This is a genomic window from Rubrivivax albus (assembly GCF_004016515.1).
GTDB classification, from domain to species: domain Bacteria; phylum Pseudomonadota; class Gammaproteobacteria; order Burkholderiales; family Burkholderiaceae_C; genus Rubrivivax; species Rubrivivax albus.
In genome coordinates, this window is the sequence record NZ_SACT01000002.1 from 489,206 (window position 1) to 513,908 (window position 24,703).

Annotated in this window: 28 protein-coding genes; 20 read left to right on the forward strand and 8 right to left on the reverse strand. The window is 71.7% G+C overall.

Annotation, left to right across the window (positions count from 1 at the left end; translation table 11 throughout):
• Positions 1-20 precede the first annotated feature (20 nt).
• Genes glnE through ENE75_RS08560 form a run of 4 tightly spaced genes read left to right on the forward strand, consistent with a single transcriptional unit; the run spans position 21 to position 4,946 of the window.
• A complete protein-coding gene (gene glnE / locus ENE75_RS08545; protein WP_128197840.1) occupies positions 21-2,762 on the forward strand; it encodes a bifunctional [glutamate--ammonia ligase]-adenylyl-L-tyrosine phosphorylase/[glutamate--ammonia-ligase] adenylyltransferase in 2,742 nt (913 codons plus the stop codon).
• Positions 2,755-3,354: a rhombosortase gene (gene rrtA, locus ENE75_RS08550; protein ID WP_128197842.1), complete on the forward strand. Its 600-nt coding sequence runs from the start codon at positions 2,755-2,757 to the stop codon at positions 3,352-3,354. The genes glnE and rrtA overlap by 8 nt, the downstream gene beginning before the upstream one ends.
• Positions 3,351-4,253: a DMT family transporter gene (locus ENE75_RS08555; protein ID WP_128197844.1), complete on the forward strand. Its 903-nt coding sequence runs from the start codon at positions 3,351-3,353 to the stop codon at positions 4,251-4,253. The genes rrtA and ENE75_RS08555 overlap by 4 nt, the downstream gene beginning before the upstream one ends.
• 27 nt (positions 4,254-4,280) lie before the next feature.
• On the forward strand, positions 4,281-4,946 hold the full coding sequence (locus ENE75_RS08560; protein WP_128197847.1) for a glutathione S-transferase: 666 nt from the start codon (positions 4,281-4,283) through the stop codon (positions 4,944-4,946).
• Positions 4,947-4,971: 25 nt separating this feature from the next.
• Here ENE75_RS08560 and ENE75_RS08565 read toward each other — a convergent pair whose 3' ends face one another.
• Entirely contained in the window at positions 4,972-5,913 is a 942-nt protein-coding gene (locus ENE75_RS08565; protein WP_128197850.1) for a MerR family transcriptional regulator, read from the reverse strand.
• A 504-nt stretch (positions 5,914-6,417) separates the two neighbouring features.
• Between ENE75_RS08565 and ENE75_RS08570 the strand changes: the two genes are divergently transcribed.
• From ENE75_RS08570 to ENE75_RS08605, 8 genes are read left to right on the forward strand one after another with little or no spacing between them, the layout of a single operon-like run.
• Complete coding sequence (locus ENE75_RS08570) at positions 6,418-7,737, forward strand: NAD(P)/FAD-dependent oxidoreductase (protein WP_199232271.1); 1,320 nt, start codon at positions 6,418-6,420, stop codon at positions 7,735-7,737.
• Positions 7,734-8,498 carry a DUF1365 domain-containing protein gene (locus ENE75_RS08575; protein ID WP_199232246.1) on the forward strand — a complete coding sequence of 255 codons (765 nt, stop codon included), beginning with the start codon at positions 7,734-7,736 and terminating at the stop codon, positions 8,496-8,498. The genes ENE75_RS08570 and ENE75_RS08575 overlap by 4 nt, the downstream gene beginning before the upstream one ends.
• A gap of 8 nt (positions 8,499-8,506) precedes the next feature.
• Positions 8,507-9,736 (forward strand): SAM-dependent methyltransferase, encoded by a 1,230-nt coding sequence (locus ENE75_RS08580; protein WP_128197854.1) that lies wholly within the window; start codon positions 8,507-8,509, stop codon positions 9,734-9,736.
• A gap of 18 nt (positions 9,737-9,754) precedes the next feature.
• Positions 9,755-10,297, forward strand: a complete 543-nt coding sequence (locus tag ENE75_RS08585) for a chalcone isomerase family protein (RefSeq protein WP_128197855.1) — start codon at positions 9,755-9,757, stop codon at positions 10,295-10,297.
• On the forward strand, positions 10,294-11,589 hold the full coding sequence (locus ENE75_RS08590; protein WP_128197856.1) for an MFS transporter: 1,296 nt from the start codon (positions 10,294-10,296) through the stop codon (positions 11,587-11,589). The genes ENE75_RS08585 and ENE75_RS08590 overlap by 4 nt, the downstream gene beginning before the upstream one ends.
• A complete protein-coding gene (locus ENE75_RS08595) occupies positions 11,586-12,119 on the forward strand; it encodes a DUF3833 domain-containing protein (protein ID WP_128197857.1) in 534 nt (177 codons plus the stop codon). Before ENE75_RS08590 ends, ENE75_RS08595 begins: the two co-directional genes overlap by 4 nt.
• Positions 12,116-12,883 (forward strand): SDR family NAD(P)-dependent oxidoreductase, encoded by a 768-nt coding sequence (locus tag ENE75_RS08600; RefSeq protein WP_128197858.1) that lies wholly within the window; start codon positions 12,116-12,118, stop codon positions 12,881-12,883. The genes ENE75_RS08595 and ENE75_RS08600 overlap by 4 nt, the downstream gene beginning before the upstream one ends.
• A gap of 32 nt (positions 12,884-12,915) precedes the next feature.
• On the forward strand, positions 12,916-13,329 hold the full coding sequence (locus ENE75_RS08605; protein ID WP_233258989.1) for a nuclear transport factor 2 family protein: 414 nt from the start codon (positions 12,916-12,918) through the stop codon (positions 13,327-13,329).
• 28 nt (positions 13,330-13,357) lie between these two features.
• Here ENE75_RS08605 and ENE75_RS08610 read toward each other — a convergent pair whose 3' ends face one another.
• Together ENE75_RS08610 and corA are read right to left on the reverse strand one after the other, a co-directional pair.
• Positions 13,358-13,804 (reverse strand): hypothetical protein, encoded by a 447-nt coding sequence (locus ENE75_RS08610; RefSeq protein ID WP_128197860.1) that lies wholly within the window; start codon positions 13,802-13,804, stop codon positions 13,358-13,360.
• A 94-nt stretch (positions 13,805-13,898) separates the two neighbouring features.
• Entirely contained in the window at positions 13,899-14,876 is a 978-nt protein-coding gene (gene corA, locus ENE75_RS08615; protein ID WP_128197861.1) for a magnesium/cobalt transporter CorA, read from the reverse strand.
• A gap of 97 nt (positions 14,877-14,973) precedes the next feature.
• On the opposite strand from corA, the gene ENE75_RS08620 reads away from it, so the two are divergent.
• Entirely contained in the window at positions 14,974-16,266 is a 1,293-nt protein-coding gene (locus tag ENE75_RS08620; protein ID WP_128197862.1) for a hypothetical protein, read from the forward strand.
• Here the strand turns inward: ENE75_RS08620 and ENE75_RS08625 are convergent.
• The 4 genes from ENE75_RS08625 to ENE75_RS08635 are packed head-to-tail and all read right to left on the reverse strand — an operon-like array spanning position 16,257 to position 19,364.
• The gene (locus ENE75_RS08625) at positions 16,257-16,955 is read right to left on the reverse strand and encodes a DsbA family oxidoreductase (protein WP_128197863.1); all 699 of its coding nucleotides are present in this window, start codon (positions 16,953-16,955) and stop codon (positions 16,257-16,259) included. The genes ENE75_RS08620 and ENE75_RS08625 overlap by 10 nt on opposite strands.
• The gene (locus ENE75_RS08630) at positions 16,952-18,067 is read right to left on the reverse strand and encodes a cytochrome-c peroxidase (RefSeq protein ID WP_158288888.1); all 1,116 of its coding nucleotides are present in this window, start codon (positions 18,065-18,067) and stop codon (positions 16,952-16,954) included. The genes ENE75_RS08625 and ENE75_RS08630 overlap by 4 nt, the downstream gene beginning before the upstream one ends.
• A 20-nt stretch (positions 18,068-18,087) precedes the next feature.
• Positions 18,088-18,495: a hypothetical protein gene (locus ENE75_RS24820; protein WP_158288889.1), complete on the reverse strand. Its 408-nt coding sequence runs from the start codon at positions 18,493-18,495 to the stop codon at positions 18,088-18,090.
• On the reverse strand, positions 18,492-19,364 hold the full coding sequence (locus tag ENE75_RS08635; RefSeq protein ID WP_199232247.1) for an amidohydrolase family protein: 873 nt from the start codon (positions 19,362-19,364) through the stop codon (positions 18,492-18,494). The genes ENE75_RS24820 and ENE75_RS08635 overlap by 4 nt, the downstream gene beginning before the upstream one ends.
• A gap of 175 nt (positions 19,365-19,539) precedes the next feature.
• On the opposite strand from ENE75_RS08635, the gene hpf reads away from it, so the two are divergent.
• The 3 genes from hpf (at position 19,540) to hprK (ending at position 21,534) form a co-directional block, all read left to right on the forward strand.
• Positions 19,540-19,881 (forward strand): ribosome hibernation-promoting factor, HPF/YfiA family, encoded by a 342-nt coding sequence (hpf, locus tag ENE75_RS08640; RefSeq protein WP_128197865.1) that lies wholly within the window; start codon positions 19,540-19,542, stop codon positions 19,879-19,881.
• Between the two features lie 191 nt (positions 19,882-20,072).
• On the forward strand, positions 20,073-20,543 hold the full coding sequence (gene ptsN, locus ENE75_RS08645) for a PTS IIA-like nitrogen regulatory protein PtsN (protein WP_128197866.1): 471 nt from the start codon (positions 20,073-20,075) through the stop codon (positions 20,541-20,543).
• A 31-nt stretch (positions 20,544-20,574) separates the two neighbouring features.
• Positions 20,575-21,534: an HPr(Ser) kinase/phosphatase gene (hprK, locus tag ENE75_RS08650; protein ID WP_128197867.1), complete on the forward strand. Its 960-nt coding sequence runs from the start codon at positions 20,575-20,577 to the stop codon at positions 21,532-21,534.
• A gap of 175 nt (positions 21,535-21,709) precedes the next feature.
• On the opposite strand, the gene fur is transcribed toward hprK, so the two are convergent.
• Positions 21,710-22,141 (reverse strand): ferric iron uptake transcriptional regulator, encoded by a 432-nt coding sequence (gene fur / locus ENE75_RS08655; RefSeq protein ID WP_128197868.1) that lies wholly within the window; start codon positions 22,139-22,141, stop codon positions 21,710-21,712.
• Between the two features lie 98 nt (positions 22,142-22,239).
• Here fur and ENE75_RS08660 point away from each other — a divergent pair, with 98 nt between their 5' ends.
• The 4 genes from ENE75_RS08660 to ENE75_RS08675 are packed head-to-tail and all read left to right on the forward strand — an operon-like array spanning position 22,240 to position 24,701.
• Positions 22,240-22,755: an outer membrane protein assembly factor BamE gene (locus tag ENE75_RS08660; RefSeq protein ID WP_128197869.1), complete on the forward strand. Its 516-nt coding sequence runs from the start codon at positions 22,240-22,242 to the stop codon at positions 22,753-22,755.
• A gap of 19 nt (positions 22,756-22,774) precedes the next feature.
• On the forward strand, positions 22,775-23,572 hold the full coding sequence (dapB, locus tag ENE75_RS08665; protein ID WP_128197870.1) for a 4-hydroxy-tetrahydrodipicolinate reductase: 798 nt from the start codon (positions 22,775-22,777) through the stop codon (positions 23,570-23,572).
• A gap of 14 nt (positions 23,573-23,586) precedes the next feature.
• A complete protein-coding gene (locus ENE75_RS08670) occupies positions 23,587-24,264 on the forward strand; it encodes a MotA/TolQ/ExbB proton channel family protein (protein WP_128197871.1) in 678 nt (225 codons plus the stop codon).
• Entirely contained in the window at positions 24,264-24,701 is a 438-nt protein-coding gene (locus ENE75_RS08675) for an ExbD/TolR family protein (RefSeq protein ID WP_128197872.1), read from the forward strand. The genes ENE75_RS08670 and ENE75_RS08675 overlap by 1 nt, the downstream gene beginning before the upstream one ends.
• The last annotated feature ends 2 nt before the right edge of the window (positions 24,702-24,703 follow it).

Sequence of the window (24,703 nt, forward strand, 5' to 3'; positions counted from 1 at the left end):
GCTTTGCCCCGCCGTTGCTGATGGCCGCCGCCCTGCCGCCGCGCACCGCGCGCGCCGACCACAGCCGATTCGTGCAGCGCGTGCGCCGCCGCTGGGGCGATGCCACCACGCTGCTGCCGTCGGGCGCGCCGGACGCCGCCGGCGTCGACGTGCTGGTGCAGCAGCTGCTCGACGGCGGGCGCGACCTGCCGGCAGCATTGCGCGTGGCCCGCCACCTGGTCATCGAGCGCCTGGCGGTGCTGGACGTGGAGCAGCGCGCGCCGCTGGAGGTGGTGACGCACGCGATGTCGGCGCTGGCCGAGGCGACGCTGGACCGCGCCCTGGCGCAGGCCCTGGCGGATGCCGACGCCCGCTTCGGCGTGCCGCGCAACGAGGCCGGCGAGCGCATCGACTTCTGGGTCGTCGGCATGGGCAAGCTCGGTGCGCGCGAGCTCAACGTGTCGTCGGACATCGACCTCATCTACGTCTACGAGGAGGACGGCCAGACCGACGGCCTCGACGGCCGGCCCGGCACCTCGGCCCACGAGTACTTCGCCTTCGTGGCCAAGCGGCTGTACGCGCTGATCGGGGACACCACCGACGACGGCTTCGTCTTCCGCGTCGACCTGGCGCTGCGGCCCAACGGCAACTCCGGCCCGCCGGTGGTGAGCCTGGCGATGCTGGAGGAGTACTTCCTGGTCCAGGGCCGCGAGTGGGAGCGCTTTGCCTGGCTCAAGAGCCGCGTGGTCGCGCCCCGCGCCGCCGTGACCAGCGGCCGCGCGCTGCAGTTGCGCGACCTCGTCACGCCCTTCGTCTACCGGCGCTACCTGGACTACGGCATCTTCGAAGGCCTGCGCCAGCTGCACCGCAAGATCCGCGACGAGGCCCAGAAGCGGGCCGCGGGCCGGCCCGAGCGCGCCAACGACGTCAAGCTCTCGCGCGGCGGCATCCGCGAGATCGAGTTCATCGTGCAGCTGATGCTGGTGGTGCGCGGCGGGCAGTTCCCAGAGATCCGCACGCGCTCCACGCTGCGCGGCCTGCGGCGCGTGGTGGCGCAGGGGCTCATGACGGCCGAGACCGCCGCGGCGCTGGCCGACGCCTACGTCTTCCTGCGCCAGGTGGAGCACCGCATCCAGTACCTGGACGACCAGCAGACGCACCTGCTGCCGCAGGCCGATGCCGACCTGGGCTGGATCGCCGCCAGCCTGGACCTGTCCTGCAACGCCGACGCCTGCGAACTGCTGGACCGGCTCGGGCAGGTGCGGGAACTGGTCGCCTCGGAGTTCGATGCCCTGCTGCACGACGGGCAGTCACCGGGGCCTGGCGCCGACAAGGGCTGCAAGCGCTGCGGCCCCGGGCCGGCGCCCGTGGACAGCGACACCCTGCTCGACCGCCTGCCCGAGGCGCTGGCCACGCGCCTGCGCAGCTGGGTGAAGCAGCCGCGCGTGGCGGCGCTGCGCGACGAGAGCCGGCTGCGCCTGGGCCGGCTGATGCAACGCGCCGGCCGCTGCATGGCCGACGGTGCCTGCACGCCCGATGCGGCGCTGCGCTTCGTCGACTGGGTCGAGCCGCTGCTGCGCCGCGAGAGCTACCTCGCCCTGCTGGCCGAGCGGCCCGAGGTGCAGGAGCGCCTGCTCAAGCTGCTGGGCCTGGCGCGCTGGCCCATGCAGTACCTGATGCGCCACCCGGGCGTGGTCGACGAGCTGGCCGACGGCCGCCTGCTGCACCAGCGCTTCGACCGCGTCGCCTTCGCCGCCGAACTGGAGGACCGCCATGCCGCGCTGTCCCGCGCCGGCGAGGCCGACGAGGAGGCGCTGCTGGACACGCTGCGCCGCGCCCACCACGCCGAGGTCTTCCGCACCCTGGTGCGCGACCTGGAGGGCGACCTCACGGTGGAGCAGGTGGCCGACGACCTGTCCGCGCTGGCCGACACGGTGCTCGAGGTCGCGATCCGCTGGGCCTGGGCGCGGCTGAACAAGCGGCACCGCGAGACGCCGCGCTTCGCCGTCATCGCCTATGGCAAGCTCGGGGGCAAGGAACTGGGCTACGGCAGCGACCTGGATGTCGTCTTCCTCTACGACGACAGCGACGAGGCCGACGCCGACCAGGCGCAGGAGGTCTATGCTGCCTTCGTGCGCAAGCTCATCACCTGGCTGACGCTGCGCACCGCCGCCGGCGAGCTGTTCGACATCGACACCGCGCTGCGGCCCAACGGCAACTCGGGCCTGCTGGTGACGTCGATCGCCGCGTTCCAGCGCTATCAGGCAGGCCGCGGCAGCAACACCGCCTGGACCTGGGAGCACCAGGCCATCACGCGCGCCCGCTTCGCCGCCGGCGATGCCGGCATCGGCGCCGCCTTCGAGGAGGTGCGTCGCGCCGTGCTGACGGCGCCACGCGACCCCGAGGCGCTGCGCCAGGAGGTGCAAGCCATGCGCGAGAAGGTGCGCGAGGCGCGCCCGGTGCCGGCCGAGCGCTTCGACGTCAAGCACAGCCCGGGCGGCATGATGGACGTGGAGTTCGCGGTGCAGGTCCTGGTGCTGGCCCACGCCGCGGCGCACCCGCCCCTGCAGGACAACGCCGGCAACATCGCCCTGCTGCAGCGCGCCGAGGCCGCGGGCCTGTTGCCCGCCGGCGTGGGCCAGGCTGCGGCCGACGCGTACCGCGAACTGCGCCGCGCCCAGCACGTGGCGCGCCTCGACGAGAAGCCCACGCAGTTCGAGCCCGCGCGCTTCCAGGTCCAGCACGACGCCGTGCGCGCGCTGTGGCAGGCGGTCTTTGGCTGACCAGGCAGCCGGCCGCCGCGCCTGGTTGAGCCTGTGCGCGCTGGCCGCGGCCGGCGCTTGCATCGCCTGGCTGGCGCCGGCGATGGCCCTGGACTGGCAGCCGGCGCAGGTCACCGCCGAGCCCTGGCGGCTCTGGACCGCGGCCTTCGTGCACTGGAGCCCGCTGCACCTGGCCGCCAACCTGGCCGGCTGCGCGGTGCTGGCCGCCCTGGGTGCCGCAGCGGCCCTGCCGTGGCGGGCCGCGCTGGCCTGGGGGCTGGCCTGGCCGCTGACCCACGCGGCGTTGCTGGCGCAGCCTGCTCTGGCGCACTACGGCGGACTCTCGGGGGTGCTGCACGCGGGCGTGGCGGTGGTGGCGGTCGCGCTGATCGCGCGGCAAGGGCGCGAACGCGCCATCGGCGCGGCCATCGCCTTCGGCCTGCTGGCCAAGCTGCTGCTGGAGCGCCCCTGGGCCGGCCCGCTGGCTCACCCCGCCGGCTGGGACATTGCGGTGGCGCCGCTGGCGCACGCCGCGGGCGCCATGGCCGGCACGCTGTGCGCACTGGTGCTGGGGCTGGGCCGGCGCGTGCCCCCGACAATCGCGCCCCGATGACCGACCGCAAACTCACCCTGGACCCCCGTGCCATCGCCCTGGTGGTGCTGTGCACCGCGCTGTGGGGCGTCAACCAGGTGGCGGCCAAGGTGGCCCTGGCGGAGATCCCGCCGCTGCTGCAGGCCGGCGTGCGCTCGCTGGGCGCGGCGCTGCTGCTGGTGGCCTTCGCCCAGGCGCGCGGGCTGCCGATGTGGCGGCGCGACGGCACGCTGCGCGCCGGGCTGCTGGCCGGCGGCCTCTTCGCGGCGGAGTTCGCCTGCATCTTCCTGGGCCTGCAGTACACATCGGCCTCGCGCATGGCGGTGTTCATCTACCTGTCGCCCTTCGTCGTCGCGCTGGGCATGCCGTTCATCGCCGCGAACGAACGTCTGGACCGCTGGCAGGCCGCCGGCCTGGTGGCGGCCTTCGGCGGGGTCGTCTGGGCCTTTGCCGGCGGCTTCACCGCGCCCACCGCCGGCCCGCAGCAGTGGTGGGGCGATGCGCTGGGCATGGTCGCGGCGCTGCTGTGGGGCCTGACGACGCTGGTGCTGCGCGGCAGTGGCCTGGCCACGGCGCTGCCGGAGAAGACGCTGCTCTATCAGCTGGCCGTGTCGGGGCTCGCGCTGACCGCGGCCTCGTTTGCCGTCGGCGAACCCTGGCCGCTGCAGCTGACCGGTGCGTCGCTGTGGCCGCTGGCCTTCCAGACCGTGGTCGTCAGCTTCGCCAGCTACCTGACCTGGTTCTGGCTGCTGCGCCACTACCCGGCCACGCGGCTGTCGGCCTTCACGCTGCTCACGCCGGTGTTCGGCCTGCTGGCTGGTGTGGCGCTGCTCGGCGAGCCGGTGACGCTGCGGTTGGTGGTGGCGCTGGCCGCGGTATCGTTGGGGATCGCGCTCGTCAACAAGGTCGGGCGCCGCTGAAGACCTTCGAAGCCTGGAGACGATTCGATGCTGACGCTGTGCGGTTTCCCGATCTCGAACTACTACAACAAGGTCAAGCTGGTGCTGCTGGAGAAGGGCCTGCCCTTCGAGGAACAGCTGGTGATGGTGCGCAGCACCGACGAGGCGGTGCTGGCCTGCTCGCCGCTGGGCAAGATCCCGTTCCTGCGCACGCCGCAGGGCGCGCTGTGCGAGAGCCAGGTCATCGTCGACTGGCTGGAGGCCGCCTACCCGGAACCGGCCCTGGTGCCCAGCGACCCGTTCGAGGCCGCCAAGGTGCGCGAGCTGGCCACCTTCGTCGACCTGCACCTGGAACTCGTCGCCCGCGACCTCTACCCGCAGGCCTTCTTCGGCGGCACGGTGGACGAGGCCACACAGGCCCGCGTGCGCAAGCTGCTGGCACGCCACATCGGCGGCTTCCAGCGCCTGGCAAAGTTCGCGCCCTACGTGGCCGGCGAGCGCTTCACGCTGGCCGATGCCTCCGCCTTCGTCAGCCTGCCGCTGGTGGCACTGGCCACCAAACTGGTGCTCGGCGAGGACATGCTCGCCGCCGCCGGCGTGGACTGGAAGGGCTACGTGAAGCTGGTGGGCGACCGCCCGAGCGCGCAGCGCGTGGTGGCCGACCGCAAGGCCGCCGAAGCGGCAATGGCGGCCAAGGCGCAGGCCAAGGGCTGAGCGGGCTGACGGCCGCGCACGGCCGTCAGGGCTGTCGCGCGCGCCAGTCGGCCAGCGCCGGCAGCAGGTCCTGCAGCGCCTGGAACGGCAGCACGCCGTCCACCGGCCGGCGGTGCAGCGCCGGCGCGTTGCCGCCCACCCACAGCGCCACGCCGACGGGCAGCTTGTCGCGCAGCTCGGCCAAGGCATCGACCATCGGCGTGGTCCCGGTGGTGCCACTGCAGGCCAGCAGGACGATGTCGACGCGGTAGGCGTCGGCCGCCAGCACCAGGTCCCAGACCGGCGTCTGCGGCCCCAGCGGCACGCAGACCGCCCCTTCGGTGGCCAGCAGCGCTTCGGCGAGCAGCAGGGCCAGCGCATGCGGCTCGCCCGGCAACGTGGCCAGAAGCACCCGCGGCGTGGCCAGCGGCTCGGCCGGTGGCAGTGCAGCCAGCGCACCGCGCAGCACCGACTGCAGCACCTCGGTACAGGCGTGCTCCTCGAACACCTGCATCTGCCCTCGCAGCCAGGCGTCACCGATGGCGCGGGTCAGCGGCACCGCGCGCTCGAGCACGAAGGCCGGCAGGCCCAGGCGGGCCATGTCCCGCCCGAGTTGGCGGCGCAGGCCGATCAGGTCGTGCTGGCGGATGAGCGCCAGGCACTCGTCCACCGACTCGGCGCTGCCCGGCGCCAGCGGAGTGGCCGGCAGCACCTCGGCGCCGCTGGCGTCGACCAGGCGCTGCAAGTCGTCGACCTCCAGGGCCACCACGCGCCCCGGGCGGTGCCCCACGTCCAGCAGCCGCTTGACCAGGCGCAGCCGCTCGACCTGTTCCAGCGGGTAGGCACGTTCGCCACTGCCGTCGCGTTCGGGGTTGGGAAAGCCGTAGCGGCGCTCCCACACACGCAGCGTGTCCTTGCTCAGCCCGGTGTCGCGCTCGACCGCGGCGATGGACAAGGTGAGGACACTGCGGGAGGTCGGATCGGTCATCAAGGCTCCTTGCGGCGTTTGTCCAGGACAGACTGGCCAACTGTGTCGCAGCAGGCAGTCTATACCGATCAGTTCATTTCTGATACCTTGCGGTCTAAAGTCGCATCCGATCCGAAGCCAGCCGCGTAGGAAGACTGGCAAGCTCCCGCCCGTTGCACCGCCAGTCCAGCCGATGCGCCGGCAGAACCCGAGTGGCCAGCAGGGTCAAGGGTCCTCGATCTTGTCCGAACAACACTACTCAGTCACATTACGACTGTCGAGTTCACGCCCAATCCGCACCATGACAAGCCTCGCAGGGAACTTCAGCGCACCGGTCGGGTCACATCGGCCATGGTGTGACGGCCTGCAGCATGGTCTGCGGTGTGACGCCAAAACGGTTTTCCTGCCGCGCAGCCGCCGTGACGCCACGGCTGCAATCCCGGGGTTCCTCTCCTCCTCCTCCCTCCCTCCCTCGTTGACCCCGGGGCGCTGCGCGGCAGATCTTCTTCCGGCGGGGGGCGCATGATGCGCCGCGTCGCCGTCATCGGTTCCGGCGTCTCCGGTCTGGCGGTCGCGCACCGCCTGGCCGGCGAGGCGCAGGTCACGCTGTTCGAGGCCGCCGACTGGTTCGGCGGCCACGCGCACACGGTGGACATCACGCTGCCGACGCCGCAGGGCCCGGTCACCCATGGTGTGGACACCGGCTTCCTGGTTTTCAACCACCGCACGTATCCGAACCTGGTGCGCCTGTTCGAGACGCTGGGCGTGGAGACGGCGGCGTCGGACATGTCGTTCTCCGTCCAGGCCCGCGCGTCGGGCCTGGAATGGAGCGGTTCCGATCTGAACAGCGTCTTCGCCCAGCGCCGCAATCTGCTGCGCCCGGCCTTCCTGCGCATGCTGGCGGAGATCATGCGCTTCAACCGGCTGACCACCGCCATCGCGCAGGCCAGCCGCGAGCAGGAACTGCAGGAGCCGATCGGTGACTTCCTGGACCGGCACGGCTTCGGCGCCACCTTCCGGGCCTGGTACTTCCTGCCGATGATCGGCTGCATCTGGTCCTGCCCCACCGACCAGATGCTGCGCTTCCCGGTGGCGACGATGATCCGGTTCTGCCACAACCACGGGCTCATCCAGGTCAGCGACCGGCCGCAGTGGCACACGGTGCGCGGCGGCTCCAAGCACTACGTGCAGCGGATGCTCCAGCGCATCCCCGACGCTCGCCTTCGCACACCGGTGCGCGGCATCAAGCGCCTGCCGCCCGGCCAGGGCCACGCCGGGGTGATGGTGCGCACCGACACCGGCAGCGAGCACTTCGACGACGTCGTGCTGGCCTGCCACAGCGACCAGGCCCTGGCCCTGCTGGACGACGCCACGCCCGGCGAACGGGCGGTGCTCGGCCGCATCCGCTACCACGGCAACCGCGCGCTGCTGCACACCGACGCGTCGGTGATGCCCAGCCGCCGCCGCGCCTGGGCGGCCTGGAACTACGAGCGTGCCGGCGACCTGCAGCAGGAGCAGGCCGCGGTCTGCCTGCACTACTGGATCAACCGGCTGCAGCCCCTGCCGTGGTCCACGCCGGTGATCGTGTCGATGAATCCGGCACGGCCGATCGACCCGGCCACCGTGCTCGGCGAATGGCACTACGACCACCCGGTGTTCGACCTCGCCGCCATCGAGGCGCAGCGCCAGCTGCCGCAGATCCAGGGCCGGTCGCACGTGTGGTTCTGCGGCGCCTGGGCGCGCTACGGCTTCCACGAGGACGGCCTGTCGTCGGGCCTCGAGGTGGCCACCGCGCTGCGCGCGCGCTGGGCCGAGATGCCGGCCGACACCGCGAGGGCGGCGTGAGCCTTCCGCCGCCCGCACAGCCCCTGCTGGCCACCGGCGAGGTGCGCCACACGCGGCTGCGTCCGGCGCGGCACGCCTTCGCGTACCGCAACTGGTTCGTGCTGCTGCCGATGCGCGCGCTGCGCCGGCAGCCCGCCGCGTCGCTGCCGCGCAACCGCGCCGGGCTGGTCAGCTTCCACGACGCCGACCACGGCGACGGCAGCGCCGACGCGCTGGCCTGGGCCGAAGGCCTGCTGTCCGCCGAGGGGATCGACGACGCCGACGGCGAAATCTGGCTGCAGACCTACCCCCGCGTGCTGGGTTATGCCTTCAAGCCGGTGAGCTTCTGGTACTGCCACCGCGCCGACGGCACGCTGGCGGCGGTGCTGGCCGAGGTGAACAACACCTTCGGCGAACGCCACGTCTACCTGCTGGCCGGCCCGCAGCTGGGTTTCGGCCGCGAGCAGCAGGCACGCAAGGTCTTCCACGTCTCGCCCTTCTGCCGCGTCGAAGGGCGTTACCGCTTCCGCTTCATGCGCACCGCCGACCGCATCGTCGCCCGGGTGGATCACGACGACGACACTGGCGCCCTGCTGCAGACCAGCGTCAGCGGCCGCCTGGAACCGCTCACCGCTGCCGCCACGCGCCGCGCGCTGCTGGGCATGCCGCTGATGACGCTGGGCGTGATCGCCCGCATCCACTGGCAGGCCCTGAAGCTCTGGCGCAAGCGCGTGCCCTTCTTCACCAAGCCCGAACCGCCGCAGGCCTTCGTCTCACGTTGACCTCACCGATGCACGCCAACACCACCACCGCGCCCCACACGCTGCCCGCCGGCACGCCGGCTTCGGCACGCCGCATCCTGGCCCTGCTGCAGCGCCTGCCCGTGGGCACGCTGGACCTGCAGATGCCCGATGGCACGCAGGCCCGCTTCGGCCGTGGCGCCGAGCCGCGGGCGGCGATCCGCCTGTTCGACTGGACCGCCTGCAGCATGGCGCTCAAGCGCGGCGACATCGGATTCGCCGAAGCCTTCATCGAAGGCCGCTGGACGAGCCCCGACATCGTGGCGCTGCTGAAGCTGTTCCTCGCCAACCGCGACGCGCTGGAGCAGGTGGTCTACGGCAGCTGGTGGGGCGGCCTGCTGGCGCGCGCGCGCCACCTGCTCAACCGCAACTCGCGCCGCGGCAGCCGCCGCAACATCCACGCGCACTACGACATCGGCAACCCGTTCTACCGCCTGTGGCTGGACGAGACGATGAACTACTCCAGCGCGCTGTTCGAGGGCGACACCACGCGCCCGATGGCCGACGCGCAGCGCGCCAAGGTGATGCGCGCGCTGCGCGAGGTGCAGTTGCAGCCGGGGCAGCGGGTGCTGGAGATCGGCTGCGGCTGGGGCGCGTTGGCCGAATGCGCGGCCGGCGACTTCCACGCCCGCGTGGTCGGCCTGACGCTGTCGGACGAACAGCTGGCCTTCGCCCGCGAGCGCATGCAGCGCACCGGCCTGGCCGACCGCACCGACCTGCGCCTGCAGGACTACCGTGAGGTCATGCAGGCCGAGACCGAGCCGTTCGACGCCGTGGTCTCCATCGAGATGTTCGAGGCCGTCGGCCGCGAGTACTGGGGCGACTACTTCCGCACGCTGCGCAGCGCCCTCAAGCCCGGCGGCCACGCCTGCATCCAGAGCATCACGATCCGCGACGACCTGTTCGAGCGCTACGTGCGCTCCACGGACTTCATCCAGCAGTACATCTTCCCCGGCGGCCTGCTGCCCAGCGCCGAGGCCTTCCGCGCCGAGGCGGCCAAGGCCGGCCTGGAGGTGGTCAACGAACTGGCCTTCGGCGCCGACTATGCCGAGACGCTGCGCCGCTGGCGCGCCGCCTTCCTGGCGCGCGACGGCCAGGTGCGCCAGCTGGGCTTCGACACCCGCTTCATGCGCATCTGGGAGTTCTACCTGGCGTATTGCGAAGCGGCATTCGCCACCGGCAACACCAACGTCGTGCAGTTCACGCTGCGCCGACCCTGAAGCAGCCCCTTCGCCGCCATGCTGCGCCGCCGCCCTCTGCTGACCGCCCTGCCCGCCGCGCTGCTCGCGTGGCCGGCGATGGCGTCGCTGCGGCCACCCGAACTCGCGCAGGCCCTGCCCGACGCGCGGCTGCAGGGGGAAGGCCGGCTGCGCTTCTTCGGCCTGCAGGTTTACGACATCCGTCTCTGGGCCCCGGCGCCGGTTGGGGCCGACGACTGGGCGCAGGCCCCGCTGGCACTGGAGCTGGCCTACGCACGCACGCTGTACGGCCAGGCCATCGCCGAACGCTCCCTGGAAGAGATGCGCCGGCAGGGTGACATCGCCACGCCGGTGGCCGAACGCTGGCTGGCCGAGATGACCCGGCTGTTCCCCGACGTGAAGGACGGCGACCGTCTCACCGGCGTCCACCTGCCCCAGGCGGCGGCGCGCTTCTTCTACAACGGCGCGTTCCGCGGCGAAGTGCGCGACGCCGGCTTCGCGCGCCGCTTCTTCGGCATCTGGCTCGCCCCGCAGACCTCCGAACCGTCGTTGCGCGAGCGCCTGCTGTCGGGGGGCCGATGACGGCCGGCGTCGGCTCGGTCGCCGCCGGCTGGCGCGGCGGGTTGGGCGACGGCCTGCGCTACGGCGCACTCGGCCTGCCGCTGGCCTTCGTCGCGCTGCCGCTGTACGTGGTGCTGCCCAACCACTATGCCGAAGCCTTCGGCGTGCCGCTGGCCACGCTGGGTGCGCTGCTGCTGGCCGCCCGGCTGTTCGATGCCGTGGCCGACCCCTGGATCGGCCGCCTCGTCGACCACGGCCTCTCGGGCCCGCGCACCCGGCTGCTCGCCGGCATGGTGGTCGCCGCCGTGGCCCTGGCGCTGGGTTTCCGCGGCCTGTTCTTCCCGCCGGTCACCGACGGACCGGCGCTGCTGGCCTGGGCCGCGGCGCTGCTCGTGCTGACCTACCTGGCCTACAGCGTGCTCAGCGTGCTACACCAGGCCTGGGGGGCGCGGCTGGGCGGTGGCGAAGGCCAGCGCGCACGCATCGTCTCCTGGCGCGAAGGGCTGGCGCTGCTGGGCGTGATGGTGGCCAGCGTGCTGCCATCGCTGGCCGGGCTGGGGGTGGCGACCGCCGTCTTTGCCGTCGCGCTGGCGGCCGGCGTCGGACTGCTGACCGTGGCGCCCCGCCCGCAGGTCGACGTGCCGCAACCGCCGTTGCCGATGACACTGCCGCTGCGCACGCCGGCCTTCCGCCGCCTGCTGGCCATCTACCTGGTCAACGGCATCGCCAGCGCGGTGCCGGCGACGCTGGTGCTGTTCTTCGTGCGCGACCGGCTGCAGCTGCCAGCCTGGGAGCCGCCCTTCCTGGCGGCCTACTTCGCCGCCGGCGCGCTGTCGATGCCGCTGTGGGTGCGCGCCGTGGCGCGCTGGGGCCTGGCGCGTTCGTGGCTGGCCGGCATGGCACTGGCCATCGCCGCCTTCGTCTGGGCGGCCACCCTGGGCGCCGGCGACGGCGCGGCCTTCCTGGCCGTGTGCGTGGCCACCGGCGTGGCCCTGGGTGCCGACCTGGCCCTGCCTGGCGCGCTGCTGGCCGGCGTGGTGCAGCGCAGCGGTCACCAGGGGCGGCTCGAAGGCGCGTACTTCGGCTGGTGGAACTTCGCCACCAAGCTCAACCTGGCGCTGGCCGCCGGCATCGCGCTGCCGCTGCTGGCGGCCTTCGGCTACACGCCCGGCAGCCGCGACGACGGCGCGCTGAATGCCCTGACCCTGGCCTATTGCGCCCTGCCCTGCGCCCTGAAGGCGCTGGCCGCGGCCCTGCTGTGGTGGCGCTGGATCCGCCACCCCGACACCGTTCCCGAGGAGATCTCCCGATGAAAAGACGCCTGCTGATGCTCGCCGCCGGCAGTGCCCTGCTGGCTGGCTGTGCCGGGCCGCTGCCCGCCGACTACGCCGCCGAGAAGCCGGTGCTCGACCTGCGCCGCTACTTCGACGGCGAACTGGTCGCGCATGGCATGTTCACCGACCGCAGCGGGCGCATCGTGCGTCGCTTCACCGTGGACATGACCGGCACCTGGCAGGGTGGCCAGGGCACGCTCGACGAGCGATTTACCTACAACGATGGCAGCACGGAACGCCGGGTCTGGCGGCTCACCGACCTGGGCGGCGGCCGCTGGGAGGGCCGAGCCGACGACGTGGTCGGCGTGGCCACAGGCGTGGCCGCCGGCAACACGCTGAACTGGCGCTACACGCTGGCGCTGCCGGTGGACGGCCGCGTGTGGCACGTGCAGTTCGACGACTGGATGGTGCTGATGGACGACCGCGTGATGCTGAACAAGGCGGTGATGAGCAAGTTCGGGATCACGCTGGGCGAGGTCACGCTGTCGTTCACCCGGAAGCAGCCATGAACCCGTCACTGAAGGACTGGGCCGGCCAGGTGGTGTGGCTGGTGGGCGCGTCGACCGGCATCGGCCGCGCCACCGCGGCGCGGCTGCACGCCGCCGGTGCGCACGTGGTCGTCTCCGCCCGCAACGCGGCGGCGCTGCAGGCCTTTGCGCAGCAGCATCCCGGCAGCGAGGCGCTGCCGCTGGACGCCACCGACCGCGACGCCACGCGCGCCGCGGCCCAGGGCATCGTCGAACGCCGCGGTCGCCTCGACGTGGTGGTGTACTGCGCCGGCACCTACCGGGCGATGCGCGCCACCGAGTTCGACCTCGACGTGGCCCTGCAGCACCAGCAGGTCAACTACGTGGGAGCGCTGCACCTGCTCGATGCCGTGCTGCCGGTGCTGCTGAAGCAGGGTCGCGGACACCTGAGCCTGGTGGGCAGCGTGGCCGGCTACCGCGGCCTGCCGCAGGCGCTGGCCTACGGGCCCACGAAGGCGGCGCTGATCAACCTGGCCGAGACCCTGTACCTCGACCTGCACCCACGTGGCATCGGGGTGTCGGTGGTCAACCCGGGCTTCGTCGAGACGCCGCTGACGGCGCAGAACGCCTTCCACATGCCGGCCCTGATCACGCCGGAGGAGGCGGCAGACGAGATCCTGCGCGGCTGGCGGCGCGGCAGCTTCGAGATCCACTTCCCGAAGCGCTTCACGCTGTGGCTGAAGGCCCTGCAGATGCTGGCCTACCGGCCCTACTTCGCGGCCGTGCGGCGGTCCACCGGGCTGTGACGGCCGCCCTGTCCCGCCACGACAACCCGCGCGTGGCGAGCCTGGTCGACGCGTTCGAGGCCCTGGCGCCGGACACCCTGGATACGCTGTGTGCGCTGTACGCCGACGACGCGCGTTTCAAGGATCCGTTCAACGACGTGCGCGGACAGGCCGCACTGCGCGGCATCTTCGCCCACATGTTCCAGGCGCTGGACGCACCACGGTTCGAGGTCCGGGACGTGGTGGTGCAGGATGACCAGTGCTTTCTGACCTGGGACTTCCGCTTCCGCATGAAGCGGTTCGACCGCGGCGAGCAGACCATCCACGGTGGCACGCACCTGCGCTTCGGTGCCGACGGCCGCATCGCGCTGCACCGCGACTACTGGGATGCGGCCGAGGAACTCTACGAGAAGCTGCCCGTGGTGGGCGCGCTGATGCGCTGGCTCAAGCGGCGGGCTGGCACCTGAAAGCCTGAGCACCTGCGCCAGCAGGACTCTACTTCTGGCCCTCGGTCAGTGTCATGACTTGGAAGTTGCCAGACTTGTCGACGAACCAGACCTCAGAGACAGTGCCGGCACCCATCTTTGCCGGTGCTGGGAAGGGTGCGGCGCGCTTGATCAACTGAACGATGAACGGCGCCACCGCCGCCACGGCAGGCGGACGCCGAACGGACACATCAACCACATTACCCTGCTCGTCCAGCTGGGTCTCCGTCATCATCACGCTGTAGAGCAGAGGCGGCAGCATTCCCCGATAGATGCGCATCGGGTAGGCCTTGTAGATGTGGGCCGCGAAATCCTTCTTGTAGTCATCGGGTGACTCGGCCTGCGACGGCGCCGGCGCGCCCTGCGTCAGCGGCGCGGGCACGGCGGCAAACTGCGCGCTCGCCGTGCCGGCAACCAGCATCAGCGCAACGGTCAGGGTCAGCAGGACGGTCTTCATCGGCAGCCTCGGTCTCCGGCAGGCTGGAATCTAGCGCAGCGCCGGGGGCGCGGCGTCCTCCCGGCGAGCGAGCTTTGCGACAAATGCAACACCGTCAGCGCAGCCAGCCCTTGCGGCGGAAGTACAGGAAGGGCGCGGCCACCGAACAGACCATCAGCGCCAGTGAGAAGAAGTAACCGTAGCGCCATTCGAGCTCGGGCATGAAGCGGAAGTTCATGCCGTAGATGCTGGCGATCAGGGTCGGCGGCAGCAGGGCCACGCTGGCCACCGAGAAGATCTTGATGATCTTGTTCTGGTTGATGTTGATGAAGCCGACGGTGGCGTCCATCAGGAAGTTGATCTTGTCGAACAGGAACGCGGTGTGCGAGTCGAGCGAGTCGATGTCGCGCATGATCTGCCGCGCCTCCTCGAACTGCTCGGCGTTGAGCATCCGGCTGCGCATCATGAAGCTCACCGCGCGCCTGGTGTCCATCACGTTGCGGCGGATGCGGCCGTTGAGGTCCTCCTCGCGGGCGATGGCCGACAGCGCCTCGCCGGCGGTGCGGTCGTCCACGTCCTGCTTGAGCACGCGGGCGCTGACCGCTTCCAGCCTGTCGTAGATGCCCTCGAGCACGTCGGCAGAGTACTCGGCGTCGGCGTCGAAGAGCTTGAGCAGCACGTCCTTCGCGTCCTCGATCAGCGCCGGGATGCGGCGCGCCCGCAGGCGCAGCAGCCGGAACACCGGCAGGTCGTCGGCGTGCAGCGAGAACAGCACGTTGTTGAACAGGATGAAGGCCACGCGCACGTTCTGCGCCAGTGCGCCGTCGGGGCTGCTGTCGCCCTCGATCAGGAAGTCGCTGCGAATGTGCAGTTCGCCGGCATCGCCCTCGTAGAAGCGGGCCGATTCCTCGAGGTCGTCGTCGTCCACGTCCGCCGGGATCGCGAGCCCGAAACGGGCCTGAATCCAGCCCTTCTCCTCGGGCGAGGCCGCCTCCAGGTCCACCCACACCGGCTGCAGGCTGGCCAGCGCCGACGGATCGTCGATCTCGTGCTGGATCAACCGGCCGTTGGCCAGCGTGAACACGTTGAACATGGTGAAGGAGACAGGGCTGTCCGCCAAGGCGGCGGGGAAACCCGGGGATTATCGCGCCGCGGCATGCGCCCGCGGCCCCGGTGGCAGACTGCGCGCCATGGCTGCGCCATCGTCTTCGCCTTCGTCGGCGCCGAACCGCGCCTGGCGCTGGCCCTGGCTGGCCATGCCGGTCGGTGCACTGCTGCTCGCGGCCGCCACACTGTGGCTCGCCACCGAGCCTGCACCACGGGTCAGCGGCAACAGCGCCGCCACCGCCGGTGCCGGCACGCACCTGCACCACTGGCTGCGCCAGCACGACCCGCGGCGCACGCGGGATGGGCGGGTACTGTGGGTGCAGGCCACCGCCGAGGAACTGGAGTTGCTGGCCGACCAGGCCGCCCATCTGGCCGGCGGCGCGGCACGCACGCAGCTGGCCGCCGGCCGCCTGGATCTGCAGTTCAGCCTGCCGCTGCGCTGGCCCGGCGCGGCGGCGCCTTCACGCTGGCTGAACGTGGACCTGGTGCTGCGCGACGGGCGGCAGTTGCACGCACTGGTGGAGACCGCCCGCATCGGGCATCTGCATCTGCCGCGCCCACTGGCCAGCACCGCCGTGAGGCTGGCCCTGGCCTGGTGGGACCGGCCGGCGGCCGGTGCGGCACCGTGGCACACCATGCTGCAGGCGCTGCGCCTGCAACCGCAGCAGGTGCTGCTGAGCTACCGCTGGCGCGCCGACCTGCCGCAGCAGCTGGCCGCCTGGGTGATGCCGGCGGACCGGCTGGCCACGCTGCGGCCCTACCACGATGCGCTGCGCGCAGCCGTGCTGCGCTCGCGCGCGCCGCAGCCGCTGACGGCGTTGATGGCGCCGCTGTTCACGCTCGCCGCACAGCGCAGCATGGCCGGCGATGCCGCCGCCGAGAACCGCGCCGCGCTGCTGGTGCTGGCCGCCTACGCCGGCGGGCAGCCGGCGGCGCGCTGGTGGCCGCAGGCCGGCGACTGGCCGCGCGTGCCGCCGCGCGGCGCACAGTTCGGCGGCCGCGGCGACTTCGCGCAGCACTACCTGGTCTCCGCCGCCCTGGCCGCCGAAGCCGGCGGGCCACTGGCCGATGCGCTGGGGGCGATGAAGGAGGTGGGCGACACGCGCGGCGGCAGCGGCTTCAGCTTCACCGACATCGCCGTCAACCGCGCCGGCGCACGCCTGGGCGAACTGGCGGTGCGCGACCCGCGCCGCGTGCAGACGCTGCTGGCGGCAGCGCCGCCGGACCACGACCTGCTGCCCGCCGTGGCCGACCTGCCCGAGTTCATGGGCCGCGCCGAGTTCGAGGCGCGCTTCGGCGCCGTGGGCGCGCCGGCCTACCAGGCCATGCTCGCGCGCATCGACGCGCGGCTGGACGCGCTGGACGCCTACCGCTGAGCGCCGGCCGGCTCGGCCGCCGACTCCGCAGCGATCTGGCGCAGTGCCTGCAGATAGACCGCCGGCGGCTGCCCGCCCTGGATCAGGTGCCGACCATCGACCACCACCGAAGGCACGGCGCGGATGCCCTGCTGCTGCCAGTGGCGCTCGGCGGCGCGCACCTCGTCGGCATGGCGGCCCTCGGCCAGCACCGCCTGCGCCGCCGCACGGTCCAGGCCGGCGGCTTGCGCGGCATCGGCCAGCACGACCGGGTCGGAGGGGTTGCGGCCATCACCGTGGTAGGCCTGAAGCAGCGCGCGCTTGAGCGCCAGCTGCTGTACCGCCCCCTGCAACCCGGCCCAATGCAGCAGGCGGTGGGCGTCGAAGGTGTTCCAGGTGCGCGTGCGCGGGCCGAAGCTGAAGCCGACCGCGGCACCCCGCTCGCGGATCATGGCCTGCGTCTGCGCGATGTCCTGCGGCGACTTGCCGTACTTCTCGCCCAGGTACTCGACGATGTCGCGGCCCTCGGGCCCCATGTCGGGGTTGAGCTCGAAGGGCTGGCAGTGCAGCTCGACGTCGAGTTCGCCATCGAGCTGGTCGAGGGCCTGCTGCAGGCCGGCCAGGCCGATGGCACACCAGGGGCAGGCGACGTCGGAGATCAGGTCGATGCGCATGCGCCGCAGTGTAGGCGCGCCGGTGGCGGCATTCATGACGACAGGGTCTCCAGGAAGGCCACCAGGTCCGCCACCTCGTCGTCACGCAGTTGCAACGGCACCAGGATGCGCTCGCCGTCGGCGTGCAGCCGGTCTGGATCCAGCGTCGAGTAGTGCCGGACCACTTCGGTCAGCGTCGCGGCACTACCGGCGTGGAAGTACGGCGCGGTCTGGCGCAGGTTGCGCAGACCGGGCACGCGGAACTCGCCGAAGTGGCGGTGCTCGCTGCGCAGATGGCGGGTGGCGACACCGCTGGCGCCGCCGTCGTCGGCGAACGGGCCGAGGCGATTGAAGCGGCTGCCGCGCACCTCCTGCAGGCCCGCGTGCCGCCCAGGGTCCACGCCGCCGGGCACGAAGAACGGCACGCCGATGTCGGCGAACTCGCCGTGGCTGAAGCGTGGTCCGACATGGCACAGGTGGCAGCGACCGCGGCCCACGAACAGGCGCAGGCCGCGCTGGGCCGGCAGCGGGTAGCGCGCGGCGGCCGCATCGTCTCCGCGGAACAGGGCATCGCGGAAGTCATCGAAGGCCGTGCGCGGCGACACGAGCCGGGCCTGGAACGCAGCCAGCGCCTTGGCGGCCGCCACCAGGCGGGCATCGCCTTCGGGCACCGCGGCGAGCGCGGGTTCGCGGGCCAGCCGGCGCTGCAGCGCGGCCTCGTCGCCGCCCATCTCCGCCGGGTCACGCAGGGCGCGCAGGCTGGCAGCCCACAACGAGTCGGCACTGCCACCCCAGCCGAACCAGCGCTGGCCCGCCACGTCCATCAGGCCCGGTGTGTTGCGCACGCCCGGGCCCTGTCCGACGGCCACCGGGCGGCCGTCCTGGAAGGCTCGTGCCGGCACATGGCAGCTGGCGCAGGACACCTGGCCGCTGGCCGACAGGCCCGGGTCGAAGAAGAGGCGGCGGCCGAGGGCCACGGCGTTGGCGTCACGCTGCCGGCGGTTGCTGGGGTCGATGGCCGCCGGCGGCGGCCAGGGCCCGTGGGCGGCGATGGCCTGGCGCTCTTCGGTGGAAAAGTCGAGCAGGCCCTCGGCGGCCTGCGCACCGCAGACCAGGCTGGCCAACGCCAGCGCGGCCACCGCACGCGCCGGGGCGACACGGCGCCACACGCGGGTCGGCGCCAACCCCATCACTGGAGGTCGACGCGTTGCTGCAGCACCTGGGTGCGCCCGTCCAGCCGCACCTCCAGCCGCAGCGCCCAGGTGCCGGGCATGTGCCACAGCAGGCCATCGACCCGCCAGCGGCCGCCGCCGAGCGCCTGCAGCGACGGCCGGTAGTTCATGCCGTGGCGGTGCGCCGGCATCGTGGCATCGACGGCCAGCAGTTCGGCCTGCGGCGGGCACAGCCGCACCTGCAGCGCGAAGGGCGTCGCCAGCGGTGGGGCCGCATCGGCGGGGCCATCGTCGTGCACCCGCCAGGCCAAGGCCACACCCTCCCCCGCCACCCGCCAGCCGTCGACGGCCTGCAGTGGGCAGGCACCGGCACCGGGCAGCATCAGCAGGCCGACGCTGGCGGCCAACAGCGAACGCCAGCTCACCGCTGCAGCGCCGCCCGCATCGCGCCGAACAGGCGTTCGCCGTTGCGCCAGGCGATCTGCTCGGCCACGTCGGCGGGCAGATCGGCCAGCCAGGCGCGGCTGAACTGCGCATGCGGTACCACGTAGTGCCAGCGTTCCGGCGTGAAGGTGTCGGTGCCGACGAGGAAACGGTCGGGAAACGCCAGGAACACGGCGCGCCACGCCGGGTCGACCTTCCCGTCACTGGCATGGTCGCTGCGGAAGGCCAGGTCGCACCACAGGTTGGGGTGGCGGCGCAGCATCTGCGCCACGCGCTCGGGCGTGTCGAAGCCAGCATGCGCCCAGAGGATGCGGGCCTGCGGGTCCTGCCGGAACTGGCGCTCGACGGCGTCGGCATCACCATGCGCATGCAGGTAGAGCCCGTGCTCGCGTGCGAGCTGCACCACGCGGCGCATCACCGGCGTGTCCGCCTGGTCGCCATAGGCATGGAACTCGCCGATGGCCACGTATCGGAAGCGGCGCAGGCGGTCTTCCAGGTAGGGGATGACCGACGGGTCGTGCATCCAGGTGCCGAGTTCACCGCGCTGCCGGTAGGGCCGCAGTGCCGGCAACACGATGTCGGGGGCCGCGGCGTACAGCTGCTGGGTGCCCTCGTCGCTGCTGCTCGACACCAGGGCCGCCTTGAGGCCGGCCTCGCGCAGCAGGGCGGCAGCACGCGCCGGCGGGAGCTGGTCCCAGGCATCGTGGCTGTAGTGCAGGTGGGCGTCGAAGAGGGGCAGCGCAGGCGGCGCCGCGAACGCCGGGGCGGCCGGCCACGCCAGCACCGCGCAGCAGAGCGAACACGCGCGCGCGGCCGCAGCACGGCTGCCGAAGATCAGGTCGAAAAGCACGGCGAAGCACCCCCGGAGAACGTGCTGTCGACCTTACTGCCAATCTGTGCATCCTGCCGCGAAGGGCGGGATTTCACAAGCTTGTCACGGGGGTCCTTCGGGCGCACACTGGGTCTGTCGGGTAGCTTGACAGATGGCCCGACACGAGACCCCAATGACCTGAAAGGAAGCCCTGATGAACCTGACGATCAGCGGACATCATCTCGAAGTGACGCCGGCTCTGCGAGAGTATGTGCTCACCAAGCTAGATCGGGTGACGCGCCACTTCGACCAGGTGGTCGACGTGACCGTGCTGCTGACCGTGGAGAAGCTGAAGGAGAAGGAACGCCGACAGAAGGCCGAGGTGACCCTGCACGTCAAAGGGCGGGACATCTTCGTCGAACAGTCCCACGAGGATCTGTACGCCGCCATCGACCAGCTGATGGACAAGCTCGACCGCCAGGTCGTCCGCCACAAGGACCGCCTGCAGGACCACCACCACACCTCGCCCAAGCGGCTGGGCGCGGAACTGTCCTGAGCGCCGATCTCCCTTTTCTGCGTGCGGCCTTCGGGCCGCTTTCGTTTGCCGGAAACTGTTGTCCCTGTGCCGCGCCGCCGTTGACTTCCACCGACATCGGTGGTGCAGTGCACACAAACGCCAGACCGCGATTCCTATAATTCCCTCTCACTTGTAACGAGATCCGCGGTGGCGCACGCATCACCGACCCCATGAACCGTCTTGCCGCCATCCTGCCGGAAGGCAACGTGCTGGTGAACGTGGAGGCGAGCAGCAAGAAGCGTGTCTTCGAGCATGCCGGCCTGCTGTTCGAGAACCTGCACGCCATCGCCCGCAGCACTGTCACCGACAACCTGTTCGCCCGCGAACGCCTGGGCTCGACGGGCCTGGGGCACGGCGTGGCCATTCCGCATGGGCGCATCAAGGGGCTGAAGAACCCGCTGGCGGCCGTGCTGCGCGTGCAGCAGCCCATCCCGTTCGACGCGCCCGACGACGAGCCGGTGCTGCTGCTGATCTTCCTGCTCGTGCCCGAGGCGGCGACCCAGCGCCACCTGGAAATCCTGTCGGAAATCGCCGAGATGCTGTCCGACCGTGACCTGCGCGAGCGCCTGAAGACCGAGCCCGACGCGGCCGGCGTTCACAAGCTCATCCAGGACTGGGAACCGCTGAAGTCGGTGGCCTGATGTCCACCGGCGGCAACCGGCCGTCCGCGCCATGAAACCCACCTCGATGAGCGCCGAGGCGCTCTTCGAACAGCACCGCGCGGCACTGCGCTGGGAATGGGTGGCCGGCCATGCGCAGCCCGACCGCCGCTTCGACGAAGCCGCGGTGCGAGACGCGCGCTCCGCGGCCGACCTCGTCGGCTACCTGAACTACATCCACCCCTACCGGGTGCAGATCGTCGGCGAGCGCGAGGTGGCCTACCTGAAGGCCTCGTCGCCCGAGGACCAGGAACGGCGGATCTCGCGCATCGTCACGCTGGAGCCGCCGGTGATCATCGTCGCCGACGGCGAGGTGCCACCCGACCGCCTGGTGGCCATCTGCGACCGCGCCGAGATCCCTTTGTTCGTCACCGCGGAGTCGGCGGGCCACACGATCGACGTCGTGCGCGGCTGGCTGGCGCGGCTGTTCGCCGACCGAACCACGCGGCACGGCGTGTTCATGGACATCCTGGGCCTGGGCGTGCTGCTCACCGGCGAATCGGGCCTGGGCAAGAGCGAGCTCGGGCTGGAGCTGATCAGCCGCGGCCATGGCCTGGTGGCCGACGATGCGGTGGACATCTACCGCATCAGCCAGACGGCGCTGGAGGGGCGCTGCCCCGAACTGCTGCTGAACCTGCTGGAGGTGCGCGGCATCGGCCTGCTGGACATCAAGGCCATCTTCGGCGAGACCGCCGTGCGGCGGAAGATGCGCGTGCAGCTGATCGTGCACCTGGTGCGCAAGGAGACGATGGAGCGCGAGTTCGAGCGCCTGCCCTACGAGCCGCTGTACGAGGAGGTGCTGGGCATCCCGGTGCGCAAGGTGGTGATCGCGGTGGATGCCGGTCGCAACCTCGCGGTGCTGGTGGAAGCCGCCGTGCGCAACACCGTGCTGCAGCTGCGCGGCATCGACACCTACCAGGAGTTCGTGGCACGCCACCAGCGTGCCATGGAGAAGGGCGAGCCGCTGGGCTGAGGCTGGACTGAAGACAGTCCCTGCGGACTGTCTTCAGCCTGCCGAAGCGGTCGAGCTCTGCGAGGCCGGGGGAGGACCTGGACTGAAGACAGTCCCTGCGGACTGTCTTCAGCCTGCCGAAGCGGCCCGGCATGCACAGCCGGGCCGTGGGCGGCGAGAGCGGCCTACTGGCAGCCTACTTCGCACCCCGGTGCTCGCAGTCGGTCTTCGTGCAGTTGGCGTACAGCGCCAGCGAATGCTCCTGCAACTGGAAGCCGCGCGACTCGGCTACCGCACGCTGTCGGGCCTCGATCTCGGGGTCGAAGAACTCCTCGACCCGGCCGCAGTTCAGGCACACGAGATGGTCGTGGTGCTGGCCCTCGTTGAGCTCGAACACCGCCTTGCCCGACTCGAAGTTGCTGCGCGACAGCAGCCCGGCCTGCTCGAACTGCATCAGCACGCGGTACACGGTGGCCAGGCCGATGTCGGAACCGTCGGCCAGCAGCGCCTTGAACACGTCCTCGGCCGTCATGTGGCGGCGCTCGGACTGCTGGAAGACCTCCAGGATCTTGATGCGGGGCAGCGTGGCCTTCAGGCCGCTGCTCTTGAGTTCTTCGACGTGCGTCATGGCCAATCTCGCGGGCAGCCCGGCGGGCAGGGGCCCGCTAGAATCAGCCGATCATAGCCAGCCCGCCAGCGCAAACCTCCGTTGCGCGCGGGGAATCCATGATCCGACTCCTGTTGTCCACGGCCGCAGCCGCCCTCCTGGCGGGCTGCGCGTCGCAGTTGCAGACCAGCCAGACCCTGTTCGGCCTGGTCACGCCCTACCGCATGGAGCTGGTGCAGGGCAACGTCATCACGCAGGAACTGCTGGCCCGCGTGCGGCCCGGCCTGAACCGGCGCCAGGTGCGCGACCTGCTGGGCACGCCGCTGCTGACCGACGTCTTCCACGGCAACCGCTGGGACTACGTCTTCGTCATCGAACGCCAGGGCCAGCAGGCCCAGCGGCGCAACGTCGTGCTGCGCTTCGATGGCGACGTGCTGGCCAGCATCGACGCCGGCGAACTGCCCACCGAGCAGCAGTTCGTCTCGTCGATCACACGCGAGGCGAAGTACCCCGACCGCAAGCTCGAGCTCACAGAGGAAGAGCGCGCCGCCTTGCCCAAGCCGCCGGCGCGTGCCGCGTCGGCAGCCGAGCCCAGCGGCCCCGTGCGGCCCTACCCGCCGCTGGAAGGCGAGTGAACCCGGTCCGGAACACACGATGAAGTTCTGCATCGCCGGCGCGTCCGGCCGCATGGGCCGCATGCTGATCGACGCCGTGCTGTCCAGCGCCGGCGACGAACTCAGCGGCGCCCTCGACCACGCCGCCAGCCCGGCGCTGGGCGAGGACGCCGCGGCCTTACTCGGACACCCCTGCGGCGTGGCCATCACCGCCGACCTCGCCCAGGGCCTGGCCGGCGCCGACGTGCTGATCGACTTCACGCGTCCCGAAGGCACGCTGGCCCACCTGGCCGCCTGCCGCGCCGCCGGCGTGCGCATGGTCATCGGCACCACCGGGTTCGACGATGCCGGCAAGGCCGCGATCGCCGACGCGGCGCGCGAGATCCCCATCGTCTTCGCCGCCAACATGAGCGTGGGCGTCAACGTCACGCTCCGGCTGCTGGAGATGGCGGCCAAGGCGCTGGCCACCGGCTACGACGTCGAGATCGTCGAGGCCCACCACAAGCACAAGGTGGACGCGCCCAGCGGCACCGCGCTGGCGATGGGCGAGGCCATCGCGGCGGCGCAGGGCAAGGCGCTGAAGGACTGTGCCGTGTACGCCCGCGAAGGCCACACCGGCGAACGCGAGCCCGGCACCATCGGCTTTGCCACCATCCGCGGCGGCGACGTCATCGGCGACCACCAGGTGATGTTCCTCGGCACCGGTGAACGCATCGAGATCGCGCACCGCAGCAACAGTCGCCAGGGCTACGCGCAGGGCAGCCTGCGCGCGGCGCACTTCCTCGCCAACCGCGCGCCCGGCCTGTACGACATGGCCGACGTGCTCGGCCTGCGCTGAGCGGCAACGCGCGCATGTCGGGCTGGCAAGCCTTCTGGGCCTCGACCGACGCCGTCGGCGCCTTCGTGGCCGTGCTGCTGCTGGGCATGTCGGTCAGCGCCTGGGTCGTGATCCTCTGGAAGGGCTGGGTGCTGCGCCGCGCCGCGCGGGACATCCGCCAGGCCATGCCGGCCTTCTGGGCCGGGTCCAACCTGGCCGACGGCCGCAAGCGCCTGTCGGCCATGGACCGTGAACGCGTGCTGCTGCCGTTGTTCGACGCCGCCGTGGCCGCACCGGCCCGTGGCTCGCTCGAAGCCAACGGCGCCCGCGAGGACCAGCTCACCCGCCGCCTGCGCGATGCGCTGCACCGCGGCCTGGCGCACCTTCAGTTCGGCCAGGTGCTGCTGGCCTCTGTGGGCAGCACGGCGCCCTTCGTTGGCCTGTTCGGCACCGTCTGGGGCGTCTACCACGCGCTGGCCGGCATCGCCGGTGCCGGCGCGATCGGCATCGACCAGGTCTCCGGCCCCATCGGCGAGGCCCTGATCATGACCGCCGCCGGCATCGCCGTGGCGGTGCCGGCGGTGCTGGCCTACAACCTGTTCGGCCAGTGGATCGCCGCCAGCGAGGCCGAGCTCGAGGGCTTCGCCCACGACCTGCGGCAGATGGTGCTGCAGTACCGGCCTGCCGCCGCCGAACCCGCGGAGCGCGCCTGATGGCCTTTGGCCGCCTGGAGCGCGCAGCCGCCTCGCGGCCGATGAGCGACATCAACATGACGCCGCTGATCGACGTGATGCTGGTGCTGCTGGTGATCTTCATCGTCACCGCGCCGCTGATCGGCCAGAGCCTGAAGCTCGACCTGCCGACGACGGCCGCCGGCACGCCCAACGAGACCCCGGCCTTCGTGGCGCTGGCGCTCGACGCCCAGGGCCAGCTGTTCCTGGCCGGCAACCCGGCCACGCCCGAGGCCGTGGCCGACGCGGTGCGCGAGGCCGCCCGCCGCGACCCGGAGACCGAGGTCCAGCTGCGCGCCGACCAGGCCGTGCCCTACGGCCGCGTGGCCGAGCTCATCGGCCTGGTGCAGCAGGCCGGGCTGAACCGCATCGGCTTCGTCACCGAGGTGCCCGCGGCCGCTGCCGCACCGCCGAAATAGCG

What these genes read in the sequence shown, in the direction of transcription:
- glnE (WP_128197840.1), top strand. Translation starts at nt 21, where the DNA reads ATGGCCGCCGCCCTGCCGCCGCGCACCGCGCGCGCCGACCACAGCCGA.
- ENE75_RS08555 (WP_128197844.1), top strand. Translation starts at nt 3,351, where the DNA reads ATGACCGACCGCAAACTCACCCTGGACCCCCGTGCCATCGCCCTGGTG.
- ENE75_RS08560 (WP_128197847.1), top strand. Translation starts at nt 4,281, where the DNA reads ATGCTGACGCTGTGCGGTTTCCCGATCTCGAACTACTACAACAAGGTC.
- ENE75_RS08565 (WP_128197850.1), bottom strand. Translation starts at nt 5,913, where the DNA reads ATGACCGATCCGACCTCCCGCAGTGTCCTCACCTTGTCCATCGCCGCG.
- ENE75_RS08570 (WP_199232271.1), top strand. Translation starts at nt 6,418, where the DNA reads ATGCGCCGCGTCGCCGTCATCGGTTCCGGCGTCTCCGGTCTGGCGGTC.
- ENE75_RS08580 (WP_128197854.1), top strand. Translation starts at nt 8,507, where the DNA reads ATGCACGCCAACACCACCACCGCGCCCCACACGCTGCCCGCCGGCACG.
- ENE75_RS08585 (WP_128197855.1), top strand. Translation starts at nt 9,755, where the DNA reads ATGCTGCGCCGCCGCCCTCTGCTGACCGCCCTGCCCGCCGCGCTGCTC.
- ENE75_RS08590 (WP_128197856.1), top strand. Translation starts at nt 10,294, where the DNA reads ATGACGGCCGGCGTCGGCTCGGTCGCCGCCGGCTGGCGCGGCGGGTTG.
- ENE75_RS08595 (WP_128197857.1), top strand. Translation starts at nt 11,586, where the DNA reads ATGAAAAGACGCCTGCTGATGCTCGCCGCCGGCAGTGCCCTGCTGGCT.
- ENE75_RS08600 (WP_128197858.1), top strand. Translation starts at nt 12,116, where the DNA reads ATGAACCCGTCACTGAAGGACTGGGCCGGCCAGGTGGTGTGGCTGGTG.
- ENE75_RS08610 (WP_128197860.1), bottom strand. Translation starts at nt 13,804, where the DNA reads ATGAAGACCGTCCTGCTGACCCTGACCGTTGCGCTGATGCTGGTTGCC.
- corA (WP_128197861.1), bottom strand. Translation starts at nt 14,876, where the DNA reads ATGTTCAACGTGTTCACGCTGGCCAACGGCCGGTTGATCCAGCACGAG.
- ENE75_RS08620 (WP_128197862.1), top strand. Translation starts at nt 14,974, where the DNA reads ATGGCTGCGCCATCGTCTTCGCCTTCGTCGGCGCCGAACCGCGCCTGG.
- ENE75_RS08625 (WP_128197863.1), bottom strand. Translation starts at nt 16,955, where the DNA reads ATGAATGCCGCCACCGGCGCGCCTACACTGCGGCGCATGCGCATCGAC.
- hpf (WP_128197865.1), top strand. Translation starts at nt 19,540, where the DNA reads ATGAACCTGACGATCAGCGGACATCATCTCGAAGTGACGCCGGCTCTG.
- ptsN (WP_128197866.1), top strand. Translation starts at nt 20,073, where the DNA reads ATGAACCGTCTTGCCGCCATCCTGCCGGAAGGCAACGTGCTGGTGAAC.
- hprK (WP_128197867.1), top strand. Translation starts at nt 20,575, where the DNA reads ATGAAACCCACCTCGATGAGCGCCGAGGCGCTCTTCGAACAGCACCGC.
- fur (WP_128197868.1), bottom strand. Translation starts at nt 22,141, where the DNA reads ATGACGCACGTCGAAGAACTCAAGAGCAGCGGCCTGAAGGCCACGCTG.
- ENE75_RS08660 (WP_128197869.1), top strand. Translation starts at nt 22,240, where the DNA reads ATGATCCGACTCCTGTTGTCCACGGCCGCAGCCGCCCTCCTGGCGGGC.
- dapB (WP_128197870.1), top strand. Translation starts at nt 22,775, where the DNA reads ATGAAGTTCTGCATCGCCGGCGCGTCCGGCCGCATGGGCCGCATGCTG.
- ENE75_RS08670 (WP_128197871.1), top strand. Translation starts at nt 23,587, where the DNA reads ATGTCGGGCTGGCAAGCCTTCTGGGCCTCGACCGACGCCGTCGGCGCC.
- ENE75_RS08675 (WP_128197872.1), top strand. Translation starts at nt 24,264, where the DNA reads ATGGCCTTTGGCCGCCTGGAGCGCGCAGCCGCCTCGCGGCCGATGAGC.